We start from the raw sequence: 23,181 nt of genomic DNA on the forward strand, positions 1-23,181 counted from the left end.
CATCGGATGTGCCATCCGATCGCACCCAGGCTTTTTATTTTGAAGGAGGACGATTTTCCTTGTTAAGATATCTAAGGTCACATGTGAAGGCGATAATGATAGCAGTAATACTTTTGTTCGTGCTTTCCTGTTTCGCAGGATATGGACTGTATGCCAGATCCGGCAGAAGCGCTGACGGTTCGAAAGACTATGCTGTTGCGAAAATAGACGGGAAAGACGTCATGCGTTCTGACATTGAAAAAGGAACGATGCAGCTTGCTGAACAGCTTGGTTCTGACAGAGAAGTAACGTCTGCAGACATCCCGTTTATGAGAAAGGCGATCCTCGACAGTACGGCGATAGAAGCCGAGCTTGAAAAGGAGATCAAAAGCCGCAAAATCGATGTGACCGGGGACGAGATCGAGGAAGCCTACAAAAACATAATGGACAGTTATCCCACCAGAGAAGAGTTCAAGGCTTTTATGGAACGTTCGGGTATCACCGAGAAGCAGATAAAGGACGACTTAAAAAAACAGATCTCGCAGAAGAAAGTCATGGATGCCCTTTCGGCTGAGATAAGTGTCCCTGACGACGAAGCCCGCAAGTTCTATGACTCTGCAAAGACATTTATGTACAAGCAGCCTGCAGGCTTCAAAGTAAACCTCGCCACCTTCAGGAGCAACGAAGCTGCCGAGGCTGCGCAGAAGTCCCTTGAAGGGGGAGAGGGCTGGGATAAGGTAATGGAATCACACAAGTCCGACATAATGTCTTCGACTCCTTACGACAAGCCGGTGCTGATAACTGAGCAGATGATGGTCGATTCACTTGCGGCTCTCAAGGCCCTTCCTTTCAACAAGGTCTCTCCTGTTATGCCGGTGACCAGCAGTGATTCTTATCTTGCTATCAAGAGGAGCAAAGAGGCTGAGAAGCAGCTGAGCTACGAAGAAGTCAGTGCAGATGTCGTTGCCATGATAAGGAGCCAGAAGGCACAGGAAAAGCAGCAGCAGTTCTACGAAGAACTTCTCAAGAGGGCTAAGGTAAAGGTCCTTGATCCGGAGATCTTCCCCGCGACTGCGTCAGCTGATGTTGATCCTGAGGCGAAATCTGAAGATAAGCAGTAACAGCGCTGTCAAAGGTATTGACAAAGCCGGTAAGGAGAAATAAAATAGCCCCTGTTGGTGAGGTGGCCGAGCTAGGCTGAAGGCGCTCGCCTGCTAAGCGGGTAGGGTGGCCAAAACCGCCCTCCAGGGTTCAAATCCCTGCCTCACCGCCATCAATAACGAACTGCGCCGGTAGCTCAACTGGATAGAGCATCGGACTACGGATCCGAAGGTTACGAGTTCAAATCTTGTCCGGCGCGCCATTGAAAGCAACAAATCCCCGAGGGGTGTCTAATCCCTCGGGGATTTTTGTATGCAATTGGGGCATCTCGCGGCGCTGACTTAGCAACATGCGATGCTCCATCACCTCAACGTATTAATATACGCCTCGGTTCGGAGCATCACAAGTTGCGTCGTCATCACTCGCGATCTGCCCCAATTGCGATATTGGTGAAGGTATCGCTAAAATCTAAAAGCGCGGCGCTGACTTACCGACATGCAATTCTGTAACTGCGGCAGAAGAAATGCCGCGTGAAGCGGCGATCTTTATCGCCGTGAAACAATTGTGAAGCAATTGTTTTTAAAGACATCTGAATTATTGTTTTATCTTAAACAACTGCTTCACCACTGTTTCACAACCGTTTCACGCCGGAGACTTTACGGCAGCTTCACAACAACCCCTTGCTGAGTAATGAGCTTTAGATTACTTATAGCTTAATACAAAAAAAAGCAGTTCCGTCAAGAGACGGAACTGCCGGCCGGATCGATGGTAAGTTAGAACTTTTCTCCTTCGGATCTGGCGACGACTGCTGATACGCACATGTCCCCGGTCACGTTGATGGAGGTTCGGGCCATGTCCAGGACTGCGTCAATGCCTGCCACAAGGCCGATACCCTCAATGGGAAGCCCTGCTGAAGTGAGGACCATGGACAGCATTATCAGTCCTGCTCCGGGCACTCCGGCTGTACCGATCGAAGCCAAAGTAGCTGTGATAAGGATGCCTACCTGGGCTCCCATTGAAAGAGGGATCCCGAAGGCCTGTGCTACAAAGAGGGCACATACACCCTGATATAGTGCTGTTCCGTCCATGTTGATGGTAGCGCCGAGCGGAAGGACGAATGAGGAAACTTTCTCAGAGACTCCGAGATTATCCTGTACGTTTCTCATGGATATCGGAAGGACCGCCGAGCTCGAGCGGGTAACGAAGGCTGCAAGCATTGCCTCTTTAACTCCGCCAAAGAACCAGAGCGGTGATTTTTTCACTACGGCCATGATCAGGCTCGAGTAAACAACGACAGCCTGAAGAGCGCAGCCAAGGTAAACGGCAAATATGACCTTTGCGAAGGGGGCAAGGACGGCAGGACCGTACTTAGCCGCAGTTACTGCGATCAATGCGAGGATGCCGAGCGGTGCGAATTTCATAACGATCCCGGTCATCTTGTACATGGTTTCAGCCAAAGACTCGTTGAACTTAAGGAAGGCCTTTCCCTTTTCACCGATCAATGTGGCCGATACGCCGAGGAATAGAGCGAATACTATGATCTGGAGCATTGAACCGCTTACAAGGGCCTGCAGCGGGTTGACGGGGATGATCCCCATCAGGACATCTACCATTCCGGCCGCCGCCTTGGCTTCACCGGCAGCTCCTTCAATGCTGAGTCCCAATCCGGGCTGTATGATGTTGCCTAGAACGAGCCCAAAGAATATTGCTACGACAGTAGTGGAAAGGTATAGAAGTATTGTCTTGATCCCTATGCGCCCAAGCACTTTAGGATCGCCTATCGACGCTGCGCCTGTGATGATACTGGCAAAGACAAGGGGAACGATGAGCATTTTCAATAGACCGAGGAAGATCTTACCGATGAGGTCGAGGAGAGGTATAAGGAAATTAGAGATGAAAGTGCTTGACTGCTGCATCGGCCCGATCACAAAGCCAAGCACGATACCTATCACGAACCCGATCGCGATCTTCCAGATAAGTGGCATTTCCTTCTTATTCTGCATTCGTTTCACTCCTTATGAGATTATGATTTTTGATAAAGATGAATCCAAAAGTTTTTAGAGATACAGCCCTATATCTCTTACGTTGATTTTAGCATAAATCTAAGATCGAGAGGTAAAAAACTGCAAATGATTTAAAGAACTTAAAACTTTTCTTAGTTGTTTATGGTTGTTATAATCTTAACGCCCCATGCTGATAATTGCAGGCATCAGGCTGGTTCCGGGCTTCTTTTTAGCTCTTGACCGGCATCCTGCCTTATAATAGGGGACGGGTCTCATAGAGGCCCTGTCAACAGTTAAAGGAGATGTTTAAAAATGCATATGGCTGACGCGCTTGTTTCTCCTGCCGTTGGAGGGTTATTTTGGGCTGCGAGCGCATTTCTGACGGCAAAAAGCTCCGCTGCGGCAAAGAATGACAACATGAGCGGAGGTGCGGCGCTTATGGGTGTCTTAGCCGCATTTGTCTTCGCATCTCAGATGATAAATTTCTCGATCCCTGGAACAGGTTCGAGCGGACATATCGGAGGAGGGCTCCTCTTGGCAATACTGCTGGGTCCGGAAAGGGCATTCCTTTCCATGGTCTCCATATTGACAGTACAGGCTCTCTTCTTTGCCGACGGCGGTCTGCTTGCATTGGGATGCAACATTTTCAACATGGGTTTTTTCCCCTGTTTCATAGCATATCCCCACATTTATAAAAGGATAACAGAGAGGGTGGATGGACCCAAAGGCATAATGTCCGGAGCGATCTCAGCTTCGGTGGCAGGGCTTCTGATGGGCGCATTCTTTGTGGTCCTCCAGACGACACTTTCCCGGATTACCGCCCTTCCGGTCGGAGTATTTATGATGCTGATGCTTCCTGTACATTTCGCGATAGGCGCAGTTGAAGGTTTTGCTACGGCAATGGTGATCATATATGTATATGCAAGAATGCCGGAGGTCCTTAACGGCGGAAGCCCAGATAAGCCGGAAAATGGAATGAAGCGTGCTGTGGCTGTTTTTTCGGTACTGGCATTACTGACAGGTGGCTTTTTTGCCTGGTACGCATCTTCTTCCCCTGACGGGCTGGAGTGGTCGATAGTAAATGTAACGGGAACCGCGGAGCTGGATGCACCTCATACCCTTATCCACTCACTACTCTCTTCCCTCCAGGATATGATCGCGCCCCTGCCCGATTATTCCATCAAGGGGGAAACATATTCCGAAAATATGGGGACAACGGTCTCCGGTATTGTGGGCAGCATCATTACCCTGACGTTTGCAGTCTTCATGGGAATGATGTTCAGCAAAAGAAAAAACCGTCAGTGAGGCTCAGGGATCTTTACAGGACAGAAATATATGACGAGAGGAGAGAGACAGCCCTCTCCCCAATGTTGTTGTTATGCTTGACTTCAGCCTACATCATAACCGTTGTTTCCTTTGACAGGTATCAGACTCTTAGGATCATTCCACTTGCCGCTTATCCGATCTTCGTCGGTCTTTTCTCAGGCGTATCAGGCAGGGATCTTTTCAGAAAGATGACAGCAGTGATGCCTTTCGTGATCCTTATAGGGATATGGAACCCATTTTTTGACAGGATCGGTACAGAGCACCTTGGGATCATTATCTCAAGGGGATGGATATCCTTTTTTTCATTAATGATAAAATTTCTGATGATCACGGCTTCGACGCTTATAATGGTATCTGCTGCGGGTTTCGACGGACTATGCAGGTGCGCCGCCGCTGCGGGCCTGCCGGAAGTGCTTGCTACCCAGCTTTTTCTGTTGAACCGCTATATAAGGCTTATTGTGGAAGAGGCGCACAACACCCTAAGGGCCAGGGTATTCAGGGGTGGCAAAATAACACTGTCAAACGCAGGCAACGTATGCGGACCGCTGCTTATGCGTTCGGTCAGCAGATCTGAGAAGATACACAATGCCCTTTTGTGCAGGGGGTTCGACGGGGCCCTTTGGCGGGGAAAACGTGATATGAACAGGCTGTCGCGGCAGGATATCATATTTGGGATCTTTTGGACGGCATATTTTCTGGTCGTTAGGTTCTTTGACATTTCAAGGGCTATTGGCGATCTGACTGTAAGGTGTGTAATTTGAAGGTTTTTGAAATCGAAAAAATCTGCTATTCTTACCCGGACGGCACAAAAGCCCTCGACGAACTTTCCTTTTCGGTAAGCGAGGGTGATGTACTAGGGATCGCAGGAGCAAACGGTTCGGGCAAATCTACCCTTCTGATGCTCATGATGGGATGCCTTACTCCCTTAAAGGGAAGGATAGCTTATTTGGGCAAGAGTTTTGACAGGGATACGGTAAGGTCGATGAGAAAAGAGACGGGACTTCTCTTCCAGGATCCTGACGATCAGCTCTTCCTGCCGACAGTTTGGGAGGATGTTGCTTTTGGCCCCCGCAATCTAGGCCTAAGCGAGAAAGAAGTGGCATCAAGGGTCGAGGGTGCGCTTCATGATACGGGGATCGAGGAACTTTCAAAAAAAGCGCCATGGAAGCTCTCCGGCGGGGAAAAGACTCTTGCTGCACTGGCGGGACTTTTCGCAATGAAGCCGAAAACGCTTCTACTTGACGAACCTACTTCGGGGCTTGATCCCAGGAGCAGGTGCCGGCTTATAAGTATCATCGGCAAGACAGAGATGACCGCTGTGATCGCCACGCATGACCTGGACATGGTGCTGGATGTCTGTAAAAGGGTGATCATAATGAAAAATGGAAAGATAGAGAGCGACGGTGAAGTCCCCGGAGTTCTCAGCGACAGAGAGTATATGAGATCGTGCGGGCTGGAACTGCCATTAAGCTTTGCAGGGCGTTCAAGTTAGGAGATAAAAATGTTTTTATACAGATCACTGCCAGGAATACCGTTACCCGTACTGTGCCTGCTGTTGCCTCTCGCAGCAGCCTTTGTCCCCTTTGGTTTTTTTCTATACAAAAAAATAAAGTGCTGGCACAAAGGTGCGGATTTTGTTTGCGATATTAATCTGAGGCCTCTAAAGATATTTTTCATCGTTGTTCTTACTGCGAACATCATACTTTCATGGTCAGTATGGACGGGTATGGACAAGGGGGGAACAGAATTGTTTGTACTCAGCAGCGGAGGTTGGTCGCAAACACTCTCTCCTGGCAGTCCAATGCTCATAAAAGCGGTTTTGCAGGTCGATGTATTTGGAGCCATGTCAGCCTTTCTGATGGGGTGCGTTGCCTTCATTGCGGGACTTGCTGCAATGGCTGATAAAAATGACACGTTAAACCTTTCGAAAGTAAGTTTTTTCCTGACGACACTTGCCGGAATACAGGGGATCTTTTACTCCGGAGGGATCTTTTCACTCTTTTTTTTCATACTGATCTCGCAGATCGGGGCATCCGGACTTATTTATGGGATCATAAAAACTAAAGAAAAGTTTAGGGAGCTTTTATGGTATTACATTTCAAGGATCACGGCTATGCTGATGTTTTTAACAGGATCAATTATACTTTATTATAATTATAGGACAACAAATATTGCAGTTTTATCAACTATAATAAAACTTGGAACCAACGAAAAATTAGCATATGCTTTTCTTGTGGTCCCGCTTCTTTTCCTCTTTGTAAAATCTTCCTCGTATGTGACAGATGGATCAAAAAGGGTATTTTTTGCCATTAGGGCGCAGGCGGCACTTTTTGTTGTCTTCAGGATCGTCTTTTCTCTCTATGGTCCACTGCCGGGACTTGAAAAGATACCGAATCTTTTTATATTGCTCGGACTGGTTTTGATATTCGTGTCACTGATACTTACAGCAAATGAAAAAGACCCGGTTAAATTTGCTGAGGCTGTCGAACTTTTTATGAAAGGATTCCTCATGCTGTCGATGGGGATCAGCATAAGCGGGACATACACCGCGCAGGCAGCTGCCGAATATGGTTTTGGAGCCATAGAAAGCATGGTGGCCATGTGGATACTTTTTCTTCCGACATCTGCGGCGCTGTCATTCGTTTGCTGCACATTAAAGCAGCAGACCGAGGACGGTGAGATGTGGCAGCATACAGGGCTATTCAGGAAGATACCGCTGTCAGGAGCCGCGTTTTTCTTTGCGATATGCGTTATTGCAGGTATTCCGCCGTTTGTCGGTTTCCCGGCAAAGCAGTTTCTGTACAGATCTTCCAGTTACGTAACACCTCTTTTGACTATCTTTCTTCTGGTCTCAGCAATGCTGATCCTTTTGATCTCAGTCAGGTACATATCAAGGGTAATGTTCGGAAAACCTACGGAGGCCGCAGAAAAGGTCAGGAACGGTGATATTCAGGTGATGATACCCCTGATAATGCTTTTTGTATTCCTATTTTATTCGACGATAACACCTTCGCTCTTCATAAACTCAATGGTCTCTCCGTCTGTCTATTCCCTCCTTAACAAGGGACAGCTGGTCAACGCTATCCATCAGGGAGGAAATTCCGAATGATCTCGACACTGGAGACAGGCTATTTCATTTGGAATTTTACTGCGTGGATAAAGATATTTCTTTTATCCGCGGTCATTTTTTGTTTTTTGATTTATGTGATCAAAAAGAAAACAGGCGGGAACCTTATAAGCAGCAAAAAGATGCGCGAGTACGGAGAAGATCAAGACGAAGTTATATCTGAACAGAGGACGGCAATGTTGAGAAGCAAAATAATGGGACCATGGTTTGATTTCCCCTTTTTGCACCTTCTTTCGATGGTCTTACTCTTCCTCCTTTTTGCAGTTGCGCTCTTTTCTGGCAGCGGGGTCGAATAAAAATGCAGAACTTGTTCATTAGTTTGCTTGGATATTTTTCATCATGGGTACTGATGCTGGTAACGCTTGCCGTAGCACTTTTCGCTGAGGCCATCCATACATTTCTGTCAAGCAAAAGCCTGAGCAGGCGCGGCACGGTCGTCTCGTTTATCCCTCTTCGTGATATCTTCAGGTCCATTACGGTCCCTGTAAGTCTTCCGGAGAACGCTGCGGTCAGGCTTTCGATATACTTGCCCTGCCTGGCTCTTGCCGGACTGATCCCTATTGCAGCAAGCATACCTTTCTTTTCTTTTGTACCTGTTATGGACAACGGAGGAGACCTCATGCAGATACTGCAGTTTGCTCTCCTTTCGGAGACACTGGCGATACTCTCAGTCCTGTCACTTGGAACTCCCGCCGCCGAGGCAACTGCAAAGAGGATGATGAATGAGCTTATCGGCCTTATCGTGCCGATGATGGCTGCTTTTGTATCAATAGGTTTTTACTATTCGGCAAGCGGAGTTCAGGGAGACCCGTTCAGCCTCAACACTTTCACGAAAGCTCAACACATGTCAGCATCAGTGCCTTTTTCACTTACCGGTACACTGATGTTCATTTTTGTAATATTCAGCCGTATACCTCACAGCAACGCCGGTTTCGGCTGTTCTCTGCTTGAAAACTGCGAACTTCCGGACTTCAACGGAGCGCCTAGGTCGACGCTCCAGCTTTGGTCAATATTCAGAGCTTTTCTTGTGGTAGCGTTGGTGACTCACATATTTTTCCCGTGGGTTTTTTTCAAGGGACTCAATGCCGGATTCAGCATCTCATGGTGGGCCCAGTCGGTCAACTTTGCAGCATTCTGGTCAACGGTACTGTTGATCAGGGTATTCGGAGTCACTCTCTGCTGGAAAGTGCATGAGCTGCTTGAAAGATCGATCAAAATAAAGAGCTGCGGAACATGGCTATATATAATACTGACAGTTACAGCGACACTTCTGGTCGTATATGAGGGAATAAAGATATCAATGGAAACAGCGGCGTTCTGAGACATGGCTGAGCTGTTCTTAAGTCGGGGAGGAACTTCATCCGCTGGGAATTTGCAACTTCTATGCTGTGGAGAATTTGCTTCGCATCGCGGAGCATTGCCTCCAAAGGCCGTGGAGATCCAATTTTTAAGAATTATATGGTCCAATTCACCGCAACGTGATCTTTGCTGCAAATTTACCGCGACAGGATTTTCGTCGCAAATTCACCGGCGGGAGCATTATCCGCTTGCTTTAACGGCTGGTGGCATGATTGGTTTTATATGGTAAACTTTGTATTTGACATGCTTTGATCAGCAATAATGAAAGCAGTATTGGAGGAATTTACAATGGCTTCTGACGATGGAACAAAGAGCCTTAACTTTCTTGAAGAGATAATTACAAAAGACCTTGAAAACGGATTGGTGGAGAGCATCATTACCCGATTTCCGCCTGAACCCAACGGCTATTTGCACATCGGGCATGCGAAATCGATCTGCCTTAACTTTGGACTTGCGAAACAGTTCGGCGGAGAGTGCAACCTTCGTTTCGACGACACGAATCCTGCGAAAGAGGAGACCGAGTACGTCGAATCCATCATGGAAGATGTCAGGTGGCTCGGATTCGAATGGGCCAACCTTTGCTACGCCTCTGATTACTTTGATCAGTTTCACCGGTGGGCGATAGATCTTATCAAGGCAGGCAAAGCCTATGTTGATGATCAGAACGCTGAGGACATGCGGCAGAATAGGGGCACGCTGACAAAGCCCGGAGAGGACTCTCCCTTCAGGAACAGAAGCGTTGAGGAAAACCTGGAGCTCTTTATGAGGATGACTGAAGGTGAGTTTGAAGAGGGCTCGAGGGTGCTGCGCGCTAAGATAGACATGTCCAGCAGCAACCTCAACATGAGGGATCCCGTTATCTACAGGATACTTAAGAGAAGCCATCACAGGACCGAAGACAAGTGGTGCGTCTATCCGATGTACGACTTCGCGCACGGATATGAGGATGCCATAGAGGGTGTCACACACTCTATATGCACACTGGAATTCCAGGATCACAGGCCGCTTTATGACTGGTTCATAGAGAACGTTGACGTTCCGCACGTACCCCATCAGTACGAGTTTGCGCGCCTCAACCTCACATATACGCTTATGAGCAAACGGAAGCTGCTGGAACTGGTCACGACGGGGATCGTATCAGGGTGGGATGACCCAAGGATGCCCACCATCTGCGGATTCAGGCGCAGGGGGTATACTCCCGAGTCCATCAGGCGATTCTGCAGAGAGATCGGTGTTGCAAAGGCGGACAGCATGGTCGAGGTCGAACTTCTGCAGCACTGTCTGAGAGAAGAGCTCAACAGGACAGCGCAACGGGGAATGGCCGTGCTCCGTCCTCTTAAGGTCGTCCTGGAGAACTGGCCCGAGGATTTTGTTGACGAGCTTGAGGCCGAAAACAACCCAGAAGACGACAATGCCGGAAGCAGAAAGGTCAGGATCGGGAAAGAGATATATATTGAACGCGACGACTTCATGGAGGAACCTGTGAAGGGCTTCTTCCGTCTGGCTCCTGACAAAGAGGTCCGCCTCAAATATGCTTACATTATCAAATGTAGGGAAGTTATCAAGGATGAAAATGGAGAAGTTGTCGAGCTCCGTTGCTCGGTCGACATGGAGAGCAGGGGAGGAGACGCCCCCGACGGCAGGAAGATAAAGGGGACCCTCCACTGGGCATGGGCGGGAGAAGCGGTTAAAGCTAAGGTCAACCTCTACGGGCACCTCTTCACCCTTAAAAACATGAGCGATATGGAAGAGGGGAAGGACTACAAGGATTACCTTGACCCCCAATCGCTTGTTGTGATCGAAGATGCCTTGCTAGAGCCCATCCTGGCTCAGGCAAAACCAATGGATAAATTCCAGTTCCTTCGCCACGGCTATTTCTGCGCAGATAACGGAAGCACGGCAGACAAACCTGTTTTCAACCTGACGGTTCCATTAAAGGATTCGTGGGGGAAGCAGAATAGATAAAAACTTCGCTGAGCAATCGCTATGCAGTTGTAAGTTCAGGGAATTTGTAGTCTCTCGACTGCGGTGAATTTACGGCAAGGATCATGCCACGGGGAATTTGCGACAAAACCGGTCGCGGAGAATTTGCATCGCTTCGCATCGCGGAGAATTCAGGCTTTGAAAAAGAATCCAAAAGTACCGTCGTTCCCGAATGCTTAAATCGGGAATCCAGCGGCTTTGGGTTTAGAGCCGATAAACCCTGTCATAGTCAGAACCTAGAGACACTCTGGATCGATTGACCCACTCGGGGAAGACGGGAATGGTTGATTTTACGGTTTTACGACTGCTCAGCTATTGCTCGACAACCGACAACAGTTCAGCCGCATTTTAAAACGACTGTCTGACAACCGTTTGGCCATAGTTTGACAGTATTTTTAAACTATTGCTTGCCAGTCTTTACAAACGCTCAGCCGCATTTAAAAAACTACCGGAGGTCTTTAGGATGTCAAGTAATGTCCGCGTCAGATTTGCTCCAAGCCCCACAGGATCACTTCATATAGGGGGAGCTCACACAGCCCTTTTTAACTGGCTGTACGCCCGCCACAACGGGGGGACTTTTGTACTCCGTATAGAAGACACAGACAAAGAACGTTCGACCGCTGAGTACGAGCGGTCGATAATGGATGGTATGAGATGGATGGGGCTTGACTGGGACGAAGGCCCCGACAAGCCCGGAAAGTTTGGTCCCTATAGACAGTCTGAACGGATGGAGTCATATACGAAATACGCAGACCGGCTCATGGAAGCCGGACTTGCCTATAAAGACGACGGGGCAGTCCTCTTTAAAGTCCCATCAGGTAAGCTTGTCACCTTTGATGATGAAGTATACGGGCATATTGAGGTGATGAGCGAGAATGCCTCAGTCAGTCAGGACGGAACGATCAAGGATATCGTCATCCTCAAAAGGGACGGCATGCCAACATATAACTACGCCGTTGTTATAGACGACTATACGATGAACATAAACATGGTCATCCGCGGAGAGGACCACATAATCAACACTCCCAAGCAGCTGTTGATCTATCAGGCCCTTGGGTTCGAGGCCCCTAATTTTGCTCACCTCCCCATGATCCTTGGCAAGGACAAGAAAAAACTTTCCAAACGACAGGGTGCTACGAGCGTCTTCGAGTACAACGATCTCGGATATCTCCCCGATGGAGTATTCAATTTCCTTGCGCTGCTTGGATGGTCGCCTAAGAACGGACAGGAGGTCTTTACGCGCGAGGAGGCCATTAAGCTCTTCGAACTCTCCTCTGTAACAAAGAAACCCGCGGTACTGGACATGGACAAGCTCAACCACATCAACCAGGAACAGATGAAGATCATGGATCCAATTAAACTCCTTGAGATAATCAAGCCATTCTGGAAAGACATGGGATTCGATATCAGCGGCTATTCAGACGATTACCTCGCCTCCTCCCTTCAGGCAATGGGCGGCAGAGGCCAGACAACGCTCCAGCTCGCCGAATACAGCGACTACTTCATCAGCTTTGACGCCGTAAAGGAGAGATACAAGGCAGACGACATACAGGAAGAGCGCCGTCCCGTCCTCAAGAAATTCTACGGGGAACTGCTTGATACAGAAAACTTCACCTCAGAGGGCATGGAAGCCTTCACAAAATCTTGGGTCGAAGTCAACGAAAGCAGCATGAAAGAGGTAGCTCTCCCTCTCAGATGGGCACTGACAGGAAGAAAAGTCAGCCCAGGTGTATTCGAAGTAGCCGCACAGCTCGGAAAAGAAGAGTGCCGGAAAAGGCTGGCTTATTACGGACTGGTCTAAAGATAAGGCGGCCGAGCGGCTGTGAAAACAGCCGGAGAATGTGTCCGCCGGTGAATTTGCGACGAAAATCTTGACGCGGTGAATTTGCAGCGTCTGCGCTGCGGGGAATTTGCAGCAAGGATCACGCTGAGTTGAATTGGACCATAATCCTTAAAGATTGCAACTCCGCGGCCTTTGGCCGCAATTTTCCGCGATGCGAAGCGATGCAAATTCTCCAGCGACGAGTGTCGCGAATTCTCCGCAGCCCGGGGGATGCAAATTCCCCGCGGCCTTTGGCCTCACGTTGTCTCTCTCTTCCCTTGCATTTACAATGTATTGCGTACATGGATGAAGTAACCTTTTATTATGCAGAGGATGGTAATTATGAGCAAAGACATGCTTCTTATAGACGGGCACGGGCTTGCCTTCAGGGGATTTTACGCGCTTCCCGAGACTCTGGCAGCTGCTGACGGGACACCTACCAACGCCGTTGTAGGATTCACCACAATGCTTCTGAATGGGCTTGACAAGTGGAAACCTGATAGGGTGGGCCTCTTCTTTGATCCTAAGGGGCCTACGAGGCGTCACGAACTCTTTAAGGAGTACAAGGAGGGCAGGAAGCCTACGCCGGAGGGTTTTAAGGTACAGCTGCCGCTTATAATCGACATAAGCAGGGCCATGGGCATACCTGTGTTCGTAAGGGATGGCATGGAGGCCGACGACTACATAGTCTCAACTGCCAAAAGCGCTTCGGATGAGGGATGGAACGTCTCTATCTTTTCCGCCGACAAGGACCTCTTCCAGGTCATAAACGGCAACATAAAGATAATCCGCCCCTCAAAAGGAGTAAGCGACTTTAAGGTATATGACAAGGAAAATTTTGTAGATGAATATGGGTTCAGACCGGAGGCAATGGCCGATTATCTTGCACTTGTAGGGGACGCAGTCGACAATATCCCCGGAGTACCAGGCATAGGGGACAAGACGGCGAAGGAGCTTATCGGCAGATTCGGCTCTCTGGAAGGCATCTTTGAAAACCTGGACGAAATGCCGAAGGGCAGAAGGTCAAAGCTTGAAGAGAACAGAGAACTGGCCTATTCCAGCAGGGACCTGATAATTCCACAGCTGACCGAAAGCGTGCCTCTTGAAGAGCTTATCATGAAAGACCCTGACGAAGAGATCCTGGCGGAGATGTGTACAAGATTAAGCCTTAGGAGGCTTATGGAGCGTATGATGCTGGGAACTAAAACCCTATCAAGTAAAATAAGTATGAAGAAACCTGCTGTAAATCTGAAGAATAAAGGCCCGGCAGTTACACCTATGATCGAGATAAGAGCTACACCTGAGAGCCTTGAAACAGGATATGATGATCTTTTCGAGGCGCCGGAACTTGCAATATCTGCGGCGATCGATGGAAAAACTGTTTTCTGTCTCTTTGATAAAGCGGGCAGGAGCGCCGTGCTTGACCCTGACGAAAACGATACCATGGGTAAGTGGTCTGCCTGGTGCGGAAAAGGCAGCCTTACTCTCTTCGGATACAGGGAAATGCTTGCAAAATATGACATTCCGCTGCCCCCTGCGGAAAGGATAAAGGATGTTGAGGTGGCTCATTACCTTCTGCACCCAGACAGAGGCGGGAGCGCGATAGAGAAGACTCTGGGCAGAAAACTTCCCACAGGGAAAGAGCTTGCCTCGGAGCTTTTTGCAATGTGGGATGCATTCGAGCCTGAAATAATGAAATTCGGCCTGGACAAACTTATGACTGAGCTGGACCTTCCTCTTTCGGCAGCCCTTGCCAACCTGGAACGGAACGGAATATATGCTGACACAGCCAGACTTGTTTCGATGGAGAAGGATCTGGCAAAAGCTATCGCGCAGTCAGAGAATGATATTGAAAAATTAGTGGGGGAAAGTATTAACCTTAACTCACCAAAGCAGGTTGGATGGCTGCTCTTTGAACATCTCCACCTGCCTCCTATAAAGAAAACACAGACCGGATATTCTACCGACATGAGTGTCCTTGAGGAGCTGGCTCGGCTCCCGGAGCCGCTTTGCGATGTTCCGAACAAGATAATAGAGTACCGTGAAGAGGCAAAAATACTGTCCGGTTTTGTGCAGCCTTTCCTTGCTGCAGCAAAAGAGGGAGATGGGATGATCCACTCCACCTTTGACCACCTTTCCACCGGCACCGGTCGCCTCTCAAGCAGGGATCCCAACGTTCAGAACATGCCGGTATTCGGCAGATGGGCTTCGAGGTTCAGGGACTGCTTTATACCCTCGGGCGAAGGAAAAATCTTTGTCGCGGCAGACTATTCACAGATAGAGCTAAGGGTGCTTGCTCATCTTTCCGGAGAGAAGATGCTGGTAAGCGCATTCTCCGAGGGACGTGACGTTCATATGGAGACGGCCTCCTGGGTATTCGGACTTCCTTCTGAAGAGATAACCCAGGAACAGAGAAGGTTCGCCAAGGTGGTCAACTTCGGGCTGCTTTACGGCATGGGTGCCCACGGACTCGCTCAGAGGCTCGGCATATCACGGCCACAAGCGGCCGCGATGGTCGAAAGGTACTTCAGCGTCCTTCCAAACGTTAAAGGTTATCTTGAAAAGAGTGTAAGGGAAGCAAAGGAGGCCGGCTATACTCGTTCGATATTCGGGCGCATAAGGCCGCTCGCCGAGGTTGCAACAACTGCCGGAAGAGGCAACAACCCCATAGACAGGGTGGCAGTAAACACTCCCATACAGAGCGCCGCGTCTGACATCGCCAAAATAGCCATTATGAGGTTCGACAAGGTCATCAGTGAAGAGTTCAAAGGGGCGAAAACAGTACTTCAGATACATGACTCGATCGTCTGCGAATGTATGCAGGAAGATGCTGACATGCTTGAAAAGAGGCTGGTAGAAGTCATGGAGGGCGTCGATGTGCTGAACGTACCTGTAAAGGCCGAACCCAAACGGGGAAATTCGCTGAGCAAAGTGTAAAAAAAGAGGCCGGCAAGATAGGCACTACCTTAAGGCCCATACGACCGTTTCACTATTGTTTGACAACGTTTGACGATCGTTTGACCGCCTTTACAACTGTTCAATTACCGCTCAGCCATGCTCAGCAAATTCTTCTCCATTTTCAATCAAACATATCGGAAAAACAGAGTGTAAATTTACTTGCGTCTTTATGAAACCTGCAATATAATGTACAGCTGTATGTTAGACGTATCAGAACATCTGGAGGTGCAATACATTGAAAAAGGATATACATCCGAAATATGAAACCTGCAAGGTCACCTGCGCCTGCGGCAATACATTCGAGACCAGGTCGACCACAGGAGACATGAGGGTTTCGATCTGCAACGCATGTCACCCCTTCTACACAGGTAAGAAGGGCCGCGTAATAGAAGCCGGACGACTCGAGAAATTCCGTCAGAAGTACGCAGGCATGAACTACGGACAGAAGAGCGCAAAAGAGGGTACAGAAGAATAGCTTTCACCCACGAGGGGAGCATGCCGCTCCCCTCTTTTTTCTAGTAATTCCCGACCTGCATCAGTTGAGATATTCCACATGACGAAAGGAGGTTCTCTCCTTGCCGATAGAAGTTGAATTGATCGCAAGCACCCCGGATGCCGCAAAAGTGGTCGCTGCCGCTGCTAAAATTTGCTACAGCCCTTCAGGGGCTATGGACATCCTTGAAGGACTTGACGAAAAAAAGACCGTCTCATTTTTGAAGATGCTGAGGGAGTCAGGTCATCTTTCGCCATTCGAGCATGTCTCATTTACATTTGCCATAGAGGGAGTAAGCAGGGTCGCAACACACCAGCTCGTCAGGCACAGACTTGCAAGCTATTCCCAGCAGAGCCAGCGGTATGTGGGCATGTCGGGACAGACGTGCATTGTGCCTCCTTCGGTACTTGAAAATAAAGAGGCGCACGCGCTCTTTATGAAGCAGACAGAAGATGCCTGGAAATGTTATGAGGAACTTGTCTCACTTGGGATCTCGAAAGAGGACGCGCGCTTCATATTGCCTCACGGGACTGAGACAAGGCTCGTGATGACAATGAACGCCCGCGAACTGCACCATTTCTTCTCTCTGAGGCTTTGCAGAAGAGCTCAGTGGGAGATAAGGGAACTGGCACGAAAAATGCTGATACTGGCAAGAGACGCAGCTCCCGACATATTTGATGTCGCGGGACCTTCCTGTGTCGTTGAAGGAGTATGCAAAGAGGCTCACCCATGCGGTGAGCCGTATGTGAGCATGGAGAAGATGTTGTCTGAATGAAGAATATCAGAATTGCTCTGCGGCGGATGACCATATCCGCTGCGTTGGGTGTTCCGAAGAGGATACCGGTAGGCGGTCAGGCAGTTATAGAGGGAGTGCTTATGAAGGGTCCGGAACATTGGGGGCTGGCGGTCAGGGAACCGGGAGGTTCCATCTGGCTCACGGCGTGGCTCGGTTCCGGTTGGCTCAAAAGGGGCATATGGAAATATCCGGTCATCCGTGGTTTTGCAACTATGGTAGAGATGATGAGGATAGGCATGAGGGCCCTCTCCCTTTCCGCGGAGATCAGCCTCGGTGAGGAGGACAACATCACTCCGCTTGAGATGGCAGGAGCGATAGCCGTTGCCATCTTTGCAGTCGCGGGACTTTTTGTCGCGCTGCCGATGCTTGTTTCGGAATACCTCACATCCCTCTTGGGCCTTGCACATCTGACAAAAAACATCGCAGAGGGCATACTGAGGGGTATAATTTTTGTCGGTTATGTCGCAATGATAGGACTTTGGAAGGATATACAGCAGGTCTTTGCATACCATGGAGCGGAGCACAAAACGATAAACGCTTATGAGAACGAAGCCGAGCTCGCGCCTGAGAACGTGGCAAAGTTTTCGAGGATACACAGGCGCTGCGGTACCTCTTTCCTGCTGGTAGTGATCTTGGTCAGCATAATAGTATTTTCCGCAATAGGGGGAGGGTCACTGCTGTGGAGGATAGGAAGCAGGGTACTTCTGCTGCCTCTGGTGATAGGCATCTCATATGAGTTCATAAAAGGTGCGTCAAACTCTGATACTTGGGGAAGATACTGCATAATGCCGGCCCTTTCGCTCCAGTACATCACAACAAGGGAACCAAGGATCGACCAGATAGAAGTTGCCCTGGCCGCGCTGGATTTGGCTTTGCACCCGGATACAGCCGCGGAAAACACGCAGAGTGAAGCAGTTGGGAACAATATTGAAGCAGTGGTGAAGCAGTTGTAAGGGTGGACAAAAATCTGGCAACGACTGCTTGCCAATTGCTCACGCTTGCCGATCGCTTGCCAGTCTTTACAACTGGTTCACGCGGCAGATACTGCCGCAGTTTCACGCAGGAAGGACCATCCTGCAACTAAAACAGGTGGTGTAACAACATATGGAATTGATGAATAAGTTAAGGGAGATCGAACAGAGTTATAAGGAGATCGAGACGCGCATGGCTGATCCGGAGGTCGCTAACGACCCCCAGGAGATGCAGTCGCTTGGAAAGAAGCACGTTGACCTGACCCCGATCGTAGATGCATTCATGCAGTACGAATCCGTACTGCAGGGGATCAAGGACTCGAAGGAAATGATCGCGGGGGACGACAGGGAGATGGCCGAGCTTGCAAAGGAAGAGCTGGCTCTCCTGGAATCTCAGGTCGAGGGCCTGGAAAGGCAGATCCAGATCCTCCTGCTGCCGAAGGACATCAACGATGACAGAAGCGTCATCATTGAGATAAGGGGAGGTGCGGGAGGAGACGAGGCAGCCCTCTTTGCCGCCAACCTTTTCCGAATGTATACGAGATTTGCCGAACGCCAGAGGTGGAAGACAGAGATCATATCGGGAAGCGAGACTGGCATAGGCGGATATAAGGAAATAATCTTCAGGATCGACGGAACAGGGGCATACAGCAGCCTGAAGTTCGAAAGCGGTGTCCACAGGGTACAGCGCGTGCCCGAGACAGAAGCAAGCGGACGCATACACACATCTACGGCGACTGTAGCAGTCCTCCCTGAAGCAGCGGACGTCGACATCGAAGTCCGTACCGAGGATCTTAAGATCGACACCTACCGAGCCAGCGGAGCAGGCGGACAGCACGTCAACATGACGGACTCGGCTGTAAGGATCACACACCTTCCGACTGGTATAGTCGTGACGTGCCAGGACGAGAGATCACAGATCAAGAACAGGGCAAAGGCGATGCAGTTCCTGAGAACGAAGCTCTACGACGCAGAGCTGCAGAAGCAGAACGCCGAAATGGCCGCGGAGAGAAAGGGGCAGGTCGGGACAGGAGACCGCTCAGAACGCATCAGGACTTACAATTATCCGCAGAACAGGATATCAGACCACAGGATAAATCTCACACTTTACAAACTTGACCAGGTCATGGACGGAGACATCTATGAGCTAATACGCGCACTCTCAGATGCAGATCAGGCGGAAAAGCTTAAAATGCTGACCGTTTAAGGAGTAAAATTTGAAACTCTCCGAACTTCGTTCCGAATGTCTCAGCATGCTCCTGAAAGAAGGGATAGAGAGGCCCTTCTACACAGTTGACCTGATCCTCTCGAAAGCGCTCGGGATAGAAAGGGCGCTCCTTATAGCCAAAGGCTATATGGAAATTCCCGCGCAGAAATGTGTGGGAATTTTGTCTATGACAGAGAAGCGATCTGCGAGGGTCCCCCTCTCATATATACTGGGCGAAGCGGAATTTTACGGCAGGCCTTTTGAAGTAGGTGAAGGCTGTCTGATCCCCCGACCCGAAACGGAATTGCTTGTAGAAGAAATGCTGAATGCCTGTCCTGATGCTGAAAGATTTGCGGACTGGTGCACGGGGAGCGGATGCATAGGTTTAACACTGCTTCTGGAAAATCAGAATTTATCAGGCTATGGAATAGATTCAAGTCAAAATGCCCTAAATTGGGCAGATTTAAATACCTATAAATATAATTTAAAATCAAGATTTAGTTTAATATTGAATTCAGATCCCTCTGTATGCGATATTCCACCGGGATCACTTGATTTCATAGTTGCCAATCCGCCATATATTCCTTCCAAAGAGGTCAACAGGCTCATGTCAGATGTTAAGGACCACGAACCCATTGAAGCACTGGACGGCGGAGAGGACGGGACTAAACTCTACAGGCTCTTTTTTGAGAGTTTTCCGAGGTTTCTTAAGGATGGAGGCTTTATGGGATTCGAGACAGGCGGGGACGAACAGGCGGATATACTCATATCCATGGCCCCGGGCAATTTTGTTCTAATGAACAGGATTTTCGACTATAACGGCATATTACGGCACCTGACGTGGAAAAAGAATTGAAAATAATATAGAATTCGGAAAGTTATATCAGATAAAAAAATTTCGTGAAGGAGCGTTTTTTATGGAAAAAAGAGAACTTGTCATAATAGGAGCGGGACCTGCTGGTCTCACCTCCGCGATTTACGGACGCCGCGCCGGCCTTGATGTGCTGCTTCTCGAGAAAGGCATCCCCGGCGGTCAGATCAACATAACAGACGAAATAGAAAACTGGCCGGGTGTTATACATTCTTCAGGTTCAGAACTTGGTGTTTCTTTCAGGAAGCATGCCGAACACTTCAAAACGGAATTCAGGGACTGCACAGTATCCGGGATCGAGATAAGGAACGGAAGCAAGATCGTTATCACTGATAAAGGCGAAGTTGAAGCCGAAGCTATAATCCTTGCCACAGGGGCAAGCTTCCGCAAGCTAGGCTGCAAAGGCGAAGCTGAATTTACCGGCGGGGGAGTCAGCTATTGTGCTGTCTGTGATGCGGCATTCTTTGAAGATGAAACTATTGCCGTGGTAGGCGGCGGGAATGTTGCCGTAGAAGAGGCCGGATACCTTACCCGTTTTGCATCAAAAGTTTATATAATCCACAGGCGCGATGAATTCAGGGCGGACAGGCTTGCAATAGAACAGGCACTCTCCAACCCAAAGATAGAGCCGATATGGAACTCTGTTGTTGAATCAATAGAGGGAGAAGGGCTTGTTGAAAAATTGGTGCTGAAGAACGTAAAGACTGGAGAAATTTCGGACCTGCCCGTTGCCGGAGTCTTTGTCTTTGTCGGCACTGAGCCCAACATATCTTATCTCGGTGAGCACGGATCACTTGTCAAGCAGACCCGCGGGGGCTGGATCGATACGAACGACAAGATGGAGACATCGGTGGAAGGCATATTCGCCGCAGGAGACATCCGCGAAAAGTATCTGCGCCAGGTAGTTACTGCTGCAGGGGACGGCGCTGTTGCATCGATGGCAGCCTACTCCTACATTACTGAGCAGCTGCATCTCCGCTCTGTCCTGATAGACCCGGACCATGTCTGTGCGCTGATGACTTCGAGCATTGACCAGAGCCAGATAAACCTTCAGGTCGAGACAGAGAAATATGCAAAAGAGAGCGGAGTAAAGATCGTCCTAATAGATGGCTACAGAAATGCCAGAATGGTAGAAAAACTTGGCATAAAAGAACTTCCCGCACTCCTAGAGCTTAAAAAAGGAGAGATAGTCCGCAGCCTAAAACCCCAGGATCTGAATGCGGTCAAAGAGTTTGTTAAGTAAGAAAGGCTGAGGAGTTGTAAAGACTGGCAATTGGCGAGCGGCCGTAGGGGCCAAAGGGCGGGGATTTGCGGCCAAGGGCCGCGGGGAATTCGCGTCCTTCGGCCGCTGGAGAATTTGTTCGCTTCGCATCCAGGAGGGGCGGCTGAGCAGGGACACAGGCCCCCGATTTAAGCACTCGGGGAAGACGATATAAAAAACTTTTATTCACAGCCGGATGGGTCTTCCTGCAAAATTCTCCGCGATGCGAAGCAAGCAAATTCTCCGCGGCATGTCCCACTCCGCAATTCCCCGAGGTGGCTTTTCAAAAGCTCTTACGATCGTTTGACGACTGTTTGACAACCGTTCGACTATCGTTTGACCGCCTCTGCGTCCTCACCATTGTTAAGCTGTAAATTCTCTGCGGTTTAAAAGCCGCAATTCCCCCAATTGTTTCATCTCTGCCAAACAGCTAGAATAATCGAATATCTAAACAACTCATGGGGGAAGCTTAATGAAAAAGTTCCTGGTATTGCTTTTTTATATATTAATATCCTCTGCTGTAATTATTTCTCAGAGCTCAGCCTCTGATGATAACTCCGTAAACTCAGATGATATCCGTGAGAAGGAGCAGAAGATCACTGAAAACATATCAGAACAGGTGGAAAAGCAGATACCGAGGGTAACAGATCCCCAAATGGAGAAAAAACTCTCTGAAGTGGCAGCAAAAATAAAGCCTTATATGGGAAGAGACCTGAATTACGAGGTTCGCATAATCAAAAGGAACGATCCTCATGCTTTTTCCCTTCCGGGCGGACTGACATATATAACTACAGGAATGCTTGATTTCCTGAAAAGCGACCATGAGATCTCGGCTGTACTTGCACGTGAGTTTACCCATTCAGACCTCTCGCATTGGCTGATCCAGTCATCCCGAAATGAAAAAATTGACTTCCAGACGATGGCAGAGGTCGCTGCTGCGACCCAAAGCGGCAAGGTAGCGGGGAACATGGTGAGGTCATATCTGAACAGAGCTGTTATAAATTTTTACGACATCGACCTTGAAAAAGAGACGGACCTGAAGGCACTGGACATCATGCAAAAGGCAGGATACAACAACGTAGGTCTCCTGACCTATCTTGAACGTATGAGGGTAGAGAGACTTAAGCAGCTTTATGTCAAAGGAATAGACATTCGCTACAAAAGCGGTTTCAAGCCGCTGGAGACGGTCCTTGATACTATGAAGTTCATCAAGCCAAGGGATGACAACCGGAAACCGACCGATCCTGTGCAGACTGATATGATACGGGCCAATACTGACATGGAAGAAAGAGTCGGTGCTGTTTTGGATTATTTTCAAGAAAACGATATCGAGATCAGAAGGAAGTATGTCTTGAATATCCTGATACCAAACGTTAAAGAAGTAACGGGCAAGAGTGTCCTGACCCTTGACGACACTGTGGTCATGAGAGGAGAAGAATGGGGCGGCAGCCCAAGCGATTTTGAAGTTTATAAGGAAAGGCTTAACAGGGACCTTCAGCTTGAAACACCTCAATATGACATTCAGGTCCAAAACTTCAACGGTGCAAAAGCTTTGCTGTTATCAGGCAGACCCCTGATCTATGAGAAGGATATCCCAGACGGATCCCCTGGCCTTTCCCACATAAGGAACATGATAATTAAGGCTCTGACAGATGCAAGAAGAGAAAACTTTCTGACTGATTATTACGAGTAAGGGCGGGCAAACGATAGTCAAACAGTAGTCAAACTATCGTCAAACTATCGTGAAAACCCTAATACCGGGAAGCTGAATAACCGTCGTTCCCTGGCGCAACTTGACGGGAATCCAGATACCGTCTCAGCTGTCAAGTATAAAAGTAAACTTTGTTTCTTGTATCTCGAAAGTAATGATCCATCTTGCGGCCGCCGGTTTTTCGGCGGCTGTCTTATTTGCTGCCTTACGTTA

18 protein-coding genes and 2 tRNA genes are annotated in these 23,181 nt (G+C 48.9%); 19 read left to right on the forward strand and 1 reads right to left on the reverse strand.

Annotated features, from left to right (window positions below; translation table 11 throughout):
- Positions 1 to 59: 59 nt before the first annotated feature.
- From OLM33_07620 to OLM33_07630, 3 genes are all read left to right on the forward strand, one after another.
- On the forward strand, positions 60 to 1,100 hold the full coding sequence (locus tag OLM33_07620) for a SurA N-terminal domain-containing protein (protein MCW1713527.1): 1,041 nt from the start codon (positions 60 to 62) through the stop codon (positions 1,098 to 1,100).
- A 56-nt stretch (positions 1,101 to 1,156) separates the two neighbouring features.
- Positions 1,157 to 1,252, forward strand: a tRNA-Ser gene (locus tag OLM33_07625).
- Between the two features lie 13 nt (positions 1,253 to 1,265).
- A tRNA-Arg gene (locus OLM33_07630) sits at positions 1,266 to 1,342 on the forward strand.
- Positions 1,343 to 1,853: 511 nt separating this feature from the next.
- Here the strand turns inward: OLM33_07630 and OLM33_07635 are convergent.
- Positions 1,854 to 3,083, reverse strand: coding sequence for a dicarboxylate/amino acid:cation symporter (locus tag OLM33_07635; protein MCW1713528.1), 1,230 nt, complete (start codon positions 3,081 to 3,083; stop codon positions 1,854 to 1,856).
- A gap of 312 nt (positions 3,084 to 3,395) precedes the next feature.
- Here OLM33_07635 and OLM33_07640 point away from each other — a divergent pair, with 312 nt between their 5' ends.
- The 16 genes from OLM33_07640 to OLM33_07715 all read left to right on the forward strand — a co-directional run bounded on the left by OLM33_07640 (position 3,396) and on the right by OLM33_07715 (position 22,950).
- A complete protein-coding gene (locus OLM33_07640; GenBank protein ID MCW1713529.1) occupies positions 3,396 to 4,388 on the forward strand; it encodes an energy-coupling factor ABC transporter permease in 993 nt (330 codons plus the stop codon).
- Positions 4,385 to 5,170, forward strand: a complete 786-nt coding sequence (locus tag OLM33_07645; GenBank protein MCW1713530.1) for an energy-coupling factor transporter transmembrane protein EcfT — start codon at positions 4,385 to 4,387, stop codon at positions 5,168 to 5,170. Before OLM33_07640 ends, OLM33_07645 begins: the two co-directional genes overlap by 4 nt.
- Entirely contained in the window at positions 5,167 to 5,901 is a 735-nt protein-coding gene (locus OLM33_07650; protein MCW1713531.1) for an energy-coupling factor ABC transporter ATP-binding protein, read from the forward strand. The genes OLM33_07645 and OLM33_07650 overlap by 4 nt, the downstream gene beginning before the upstream one ends.
- Positions 5,902 to 6,156: 255 nt before the next feature.
- A complete protein-coding gene (locus OLM33_07655; GenBank protein MCW1713532.1) occupies positions 6,157 to 7,518 on the forward strand; it encodes a hypothetical protein in 1,362 nt (453 codons plus the stop codon).
- Positions 7,515 to 7,832, forward strand: a complete 318-nt coding sequence (locus tag OLM33_07660) for a hypothetical protein (GenBank protein MCW1713533.1) — start codon at positions 7,515 to 7,517, stop codon at positions 7,830 to 7,832. Before OLM33_07655 ends, OLM33_07660 begins: the two co-directional genes overlap by 4 nt.
- Before the next feature lie 23 nt (positions 7,833 to 7,855).
- Entirely contained in the window at positions 7,856 to 8,857 is a 1,002-nt protein-coding gene (locus OLM33_07665) for a hypothetical protein (protein MCW1713534.1), read from the forward strand.
- Positions 8,858 to 9,156: 299 nt separating this feature from the next.
- Complete coding sequence (locus tag OLM33_07670) at positions 9,157 to 10,860, forward strand: glutamine--tRNA ligase/YqeY domain fusion protein (protein ID MCW1713535.1); 1,704 nt, start codon at positions 9,157 to 9,159, stop codon at positions 10,858 to 10,860.
- A gap of 481 nt (positions 10,861 to 11,341) precedes the next feature.
- Positions 11,342 to 12,679, forward strand: a complete 1,338-nt coding sequence (gene gltX / locus OLM33_07675) for a glutamate--tRNA ligase (GenBank protein MCW1713536.1) — start codon at positions 11,342 to 11,344, stop codon at positions 12,677 to 12,679.
- A 363-nt stretch (positions 12,680 to 13,042) separates the two neighbouring features.
- Positions 13,043 to 15,637: a DNA polymerase I gene (polA, locus tag OLM33_07680; GenBank protein MCW1713537.1), complete on the forward strand. Its 2,595-nt coding sequence runs from the start codon at positions 13,043 to 13,045 to the stop codon at positions 15,635 to 15,637.
- A gap of 256 nt (positions 15,638 to 15,893) precedes the next feature.
- The gene (gene rpmE / locus OLM33_07685) at positions 15,894 to 16,133 is read left to right on the forward strand and encodes a 50S ribosomal protein L31 (GenBank protein ID MCW1713538.1); all 240 of its coding nucleotides are present in this window, start codon (positions 15,894 to 15,896) and stop codon (positions 16,131 to 16,133) included.
- Positions 16,134 to 16,233: 100 nt separating this feature from the next.
- Positions 16,234 to 16,926, forward strand: a complete 693-nt coding sequence (gene thyX, locus OLM33_07690) for an FAD-dependent thymidylate synthase (protein ID MCW1713539.1) — start codon at positions 16,234 to 16,236, stop codon at positions 16,924 to 16,926.
- Complete coding sequence (locus tag OLM33_07695; GenBank protein ID MCW1713540.1) at positions 16,923 to 17,900, forward strand: DUF1385 domain-containing protein; 978 nt, start codon at positions 16,923 to 16,925, stop codon at positions 17,898 to 17,900. Before thyX ends, OLM33_07695 begins: the two co-directional genes overlap by 4 nt.
- Before the next feature lie 151 nt (positions 17,901 to 18,051).
- Positions 18,052 to 19,125, forward strand: a complete 1,074-nt coding sequence (gene prfA / locus OLM33_07700; GenBank protein ID MCW1713541.1) for a peptide chain release factor 1 — start codon at positions 18,052 to 18,054, stop codon at positions 19,123 to 19,125.
- 10 nt (positions 19,126 to 19,135) lie between these two features.
- Complete coding sequence (gene prmC / locus OLM33_07705; protein MCW1713542.1) at positions 19,136 to 19,981, forward strand: peptide chain release factor N(5)-glutamine methyltransferase; 846 nt, start codon at positions 19,136 to 19,138, stop codon at positions 19,979 to 19,981.
- A gap of 61 nt (positions 19,982 to 20,042) precedes the next feature.
- Positions 20,043 to 21,239 carry a thioredoxin-disulfide reductase gene (gene trxB, locus OLM33_07710; protein MCW1713543.1) on the forward strand — a complete coding sequence of 399 codons (1,197 nt, stop codon included), beginning with the start codon at positions 20,043 to 20,045 and terminating at the stop codon, positions 21,237 to 21,239.
- Between the two features lie 490 nt (positions 21,240 to 21,729).
- Positions 21,730 to 22,950 carry a M48 family metallopeptidase gene (locus tag OLM33_07715; GenBank protein ID MCW1713544.1) on the forward strand — a complete coding sequence of 407 codons (1,221 nt, stop codon included), beginning with the start codon at positions 21,730 to 21,732 and terminating at the stop codon, positions 22,948 to 22,950.
- The last annotated feature ends 231 nt before the right edge of the window (positions 22,951 to 23,181 follow it).

Source organism: Synergistaceae bacterium DZ-S4 (genome assembly GCA_025943965.1).
Classification (GTDB): domain Bacteria; phylum Synergistota; class Synergistia; order Synergistales; family Synergistaceae; genus Caenicola; species Caenicola nitritireducens.